Source organism: Acidovorax sp. LjRoot204 (assembly GCF_056175785.1).
This window is the reverse complement of the sequence record NZ_JBGFFF010000261.1, coordinates 1-3,853: the sequence shown is the minus strand read 5'-3', so window position 1 is coordinate 3,853 and position 3,853 is coordinate 1. Positions and strand designations below refer to the sequence as shown.

The 3,853-nt window shown below is 68.6% G+C and carries 4 protein-coding genes; 3 read left to right on the top strand and 1 reads right to left on the bottom strand.

Going from position 1 to position 3,853, the window contains the following annotated elements; translation table 11 throughout:
• Nucleotides 1–220 precede the first annotated feature (220 nt).
• Nucleotides 221–556, bottom strand: a complete 336-nt coding sequence (locus tag AC04MI_RS24015) for a DUF2845 domain-containing protein (RefSeq protein ID WP_436077277.1) — start codon at nucleotides 554–556, stop codon at nucleotides 221–223.
• A 200-nt stretch (nucleotides 557–756) separates the two neighbouring features.
• Between AC04MI_RS24015 and AC04MI_RS24010 the strand changes: the two genes are divergently transcribed.
• The 3 genes from AC04MI_RS24010 to AC04MI_RS24000 form a co-directional block, all read left to right on the top strand.
• The gene (locus AC04MI_RS24010; RefSeq protein WP_436077278.1) at nucleotides 757–1,482 is read left to right on the top strand and encodes a response regulator transcription factor; all 726 of its coding nucleotides are present in this window, start codon (nucleotides 757–759) and stop codon (nucleotides 1,480–1,482) included.
• Nucleotides 1,479–2,876, top strand: coding sequence for a sensor histidine kinase (locus tag AC04MI_RS24005; protein WP_436077279.1), 1,398 nt, complete (start codon nucleotides 1,479–1,481; stop codon nucleotides 2,874–2,876). The genes AC04MI_RS24010 and AC04MI_RS24005 overlap by 4 nt, the downstream gene beginning before the upstream one ends.
• 1 nt (nucleotide 2,877) lies before the next feature.
• A partial coding sequence (locus tag AC04MI_RS24000; RefSeq protein WP_476498910.1) for an ABC transporter ATP-binding protein occupies nucleotides 2,878–3,853 on the top strand: 976 nt, incomplete at its 3' end.

Below are 3,853 nucleotides of genomic sequence, written 5' to 3'. Positions count from 1 at the left end.
GGCCGGGGTGGTGCGTAGCATCGCTCGCGGCACCGCCCCCGAGGTGGTGCTGCAGCTGCCCAGCGGCATCCAGCTGGTGGGCTTTGCCGCTGAAGGAGCCAAGGTTCGAGCGGGCCAGCAAGCCACGGCGGTTGTTGACGAATCCAGCATCGTCATCGCCGCGGCTTCCTGAGGGTTGAGGGCCTTCCAGCGCATTGGACAGGCGGGCCAGCGGGCCCCGCTACCTGCTGCGATCGCCGTCTCGCACGGATTCGATCGTGCCGTTGTAGATGCGAACCACCCCCAGGAAGGTGCCCGGCCCCCGGTCGTACGTCCACTCTTCCATGGGCACACACTGGTTGGCCAGCACCGCTGCGGGACTGCCCTGGCGGTAGGGCGTCACCACCCAGCCCAGCTGCAGCATGGAAACGCACACGCCCTGGCGGTAGATGGGGTCGCCACATTTTTGCAGCAGCGTCACGGGAGAGTCGCCTTTGCCCACCAGTGATCCATTGCAGCGCAGGGACTGCGATGCCTGGGCCGGCAGCACCGTGCACAGGGCCAGTGCGGTTGCCACAAGCTGCAAGGTCCTTCGATAAAGGCCTTGCAGCGCTGTCTGGTTCCGGAGGTATCTCATGGAGGCGGTTTCGAAAATACTGCGCATTACTGTACAGCGGCACAGCCGTGGAGGGGTGTGCACCGCCTTTCGCTTCGCTTTCATCGCCTGTCCGTAGAAGCACAGTGGCCCCAGCCCGCCACAGGCGGCATGATCGGGGGATGAAACTGCTGTTGGTCGAAGACGATTTTGATCTGGCCGGGGCCCTGAGCCGCAGTCTGGTGGCCCGTGGGTTCGAGGTGTTGTGCTGCGCCGATGGCAAGGAGGCCCTGGCGGCTGCGCGGCGCACCGCGTTTGACGTGATCACGCTCGACCTGTCGCTGCCGGGCCTGGACGGGCTGGAGGTGTTGCGGCGCCTGCGCGATGGCGGCAGCACCACACCGGTACTGGCGTTGACGGCCCGCGCTGCCGTCACGGACCGGGTGGCAGGACTGGAGGCCGGGGCCGATGACTACCTGGCCAAGCCCTTTGACCTGGATGAGCTGGTGGCGCGGCTGCGAGCCCTGACGCGCCGCGTGGGGCGCGACGGGCAGTTGCGCTGCGGGGCGCTGTACCGCGAGCCGGGCAGTGGCGTGTTCTACAACGACGCATTGCCGCTGGAGCTGTCGCAGCGGGAGTCCGAACTGCTGCGGCTGCTGATGTCGCGCGTGGACCGGGTGGTGAGCAAGGAGGAGTTGCGCACCCAGGTGTTTGCCAACACGGACGAGCAGGTGCAAGCCGACGCGGTGGAAGTGGTGGTGCACCGGCTGCGTAAGAAGCTGGTGGGCACCAACGCCGAGATCGTGACCTTGCGCGGCGTGGGTTATCTGCTGTGCGATGCCGACAGCATGGCCGCCCACAAGACGGACAAAGCCGAAAAATCTGACAAAGGCGGGGTGTCCCGGTGACGCTGCGGTGGTGGCAGCGGCGGCCCTGGCGGCCGCGGGGCGGCTCATTGCAGCGGGTGCTGCTGGTGGGCTGGCTGGCGCCGCTGTGGGGGCTGGTGGCCGTGATCTGCGTGGTGCAGTGGGCCTATCAGGCGCAGCATGACGCCGCCGCGCAAGATGAGGCCTTGCGCCAGGCGCTGGCGCACTGGCCCGCAGATCTATCAGCAGAGCCTGCCGCATCCCTGCCTGCCCAACCCGTGCCCGGTGTCTGGTACCGCGAGAGCAATCTGGACGGCGAACGCCTGGCGGGCAGCGCCGACCTGCCGCGCGTGCCTCCCACCGAGGTGGTGCGTGACCCCGGTGCCGTGCACTTCTACCTGGCGCAGGTCGGGGATCAACTGGTGCGGGTGGCCGTGACCCTGTACCAGCCCACCGGGGTGAAGGAGGGGCAAGCCGTGGCTGCGCCCGTGGTGCGCCAGGCGGCACGCCCGCTGGGCGAGCGCCTGCCGGGTGCGCGCCGCCTGCTGGGCGGTGGCTCGGGCCTGTGGTGGGTGGTCCTGCTGGCACTGGCGATGACCACCGTAGCGGTGCTGCTGGCGCGGGCGGCATCGGGCTGGTTGCGGCATGCAGATGTGTCGCTGATGCGGCCGCCCATCGGCGACGTTGTGGGCACTGCAGAGCGCATCTACGAAGGCCCGTCGGAACTCGCGCCCGCCGTGCAGCATTTTGCCGAGCTGCAACACAGCCAGAGCCGCTGGATCGAGGAGCAGCGGCGCTTTCTGGCCGATGCCACCCACCAGTTGCGCACCCCCATGGCCGTGCTGCGCACCCAGCTGCAGGCCGCCATGGCGGGTGACATGCTGGTGGGCGATGCGCTGCAGCAGATGCTGCACACCGTGGACCGCGCCTCGGGCCTGGCCAACCAGTTGCTCAGCCTGAGCAAGGTGGAGCAGCTCAAGCGCATGGGCGAGTTGCCCAACGTGGACCTGAACGCGATTGCCCGCGAGGCCGTGATGGAGCTGGCACCGCTGATTGCGGCCAAACGGCTCGACTTTGCGCTGGAGGGCCCTGACACGCTGTGGGCACCCGGCGACGCAGCGCTGCTGGGCGAACTGATGCGCAACCTGCTGGCCAACGCCATCCACCACACGCCCACCCATGGGCGGCTGGGTGTGCTGCTGCGCGACAGCACCGGGCGGCGCGAGGTGCTGGTGTGGGACGAGGGCCCCGGCATCGACGACGCCGTGCGGCAGCGACTGTTCCAGCCGTTTTCGGCGGGGAAGGGCGGGGTGGGGCTGGGGTTGTCCATCTGCCGGCAGATTGCCGAGGCGATGGGCGCGCAGGTCACGCTGTTCAACCGCATGGACGCGGGGCAGGTCATCGGCGTGGATGCCGTCGTGGCATGGGAAGAGTGAGATGCCCGTGACGGCCCCCTCCGAGACACCTGCCGCGCATGGCATCGAGTTCCGGGATGTCAGCAAGCGGTACGGCTCGTCACCCGGCGCCCCGCTGGTGGTGGACCACATCAGCTTCAGCGTGCCGCGCGGCACGCTCACTACCATCCTTGGGCCGTCGGGCTGCGGCAAGACGACCACGCTGCGCCTGATTGCCGGGCTCGAATCTCCCACATCGGGACGCATCTTCATCGACGGGCAGGACGTGACCCCTCTCGGTCCGGCGCAGCGCAACGTGAGCCTGGTGTTCCAAAACTACGCGCTGTTTCCGCACATGAACGTCATCGACAACGTGGTCTACGGCCTGCATTTGTCGGGCCTGGGCAAACAACAGGTGCGCGACAAGGCGCGTGCCATGCTCGACACCGTGGGCCTGCACGGTCTGGACCAGCGCAGGCCGCACGAGTTGTCGGGCGGGCAGCAGCAGCGTGTGGCCCTGGCCCGCGCGCTGGCGCTAGAGCCCGCCGTGCTGCTGTTTGACGAACCCCTGTCCAACCTGGACGCCCGCCTGCGCCGTTCCATGCGCGAGGAAATCCGGGCCCTGCAGCAGCGCCTGAAGCTCACCGTGGCCTATGTCACCCACGACCAGTCCGAGGCCCTGGCCGTCAGTGACCAGATCGTGGTGATGGACCGGGGCGCCATCGCCCAAAGCGGCGCGCCCAGCGCGCTGTACGAGCAACCGACCTCCGAGTTTGTGGCGGGCTTCATGGGCGAGGCCATGCTGTTCGCGGCCCAGAACCACGCGCCCAGCCCGGGCAGCAATGCAGTCACCGGGTATGCGCAGCTGGGCCCGCTGCGTGTGCCGTCACCCGCCGCACTGCCAACAGGCCCGGTCAAGATCGCCGTGCGGCCTGAGGCCTGGGTGATCGGCCCGGCCACATCGGCGGGCCTGGCCGCGCGGGTCACCCGCTGCACCTATCTGGGCAGCGTCATGGAAT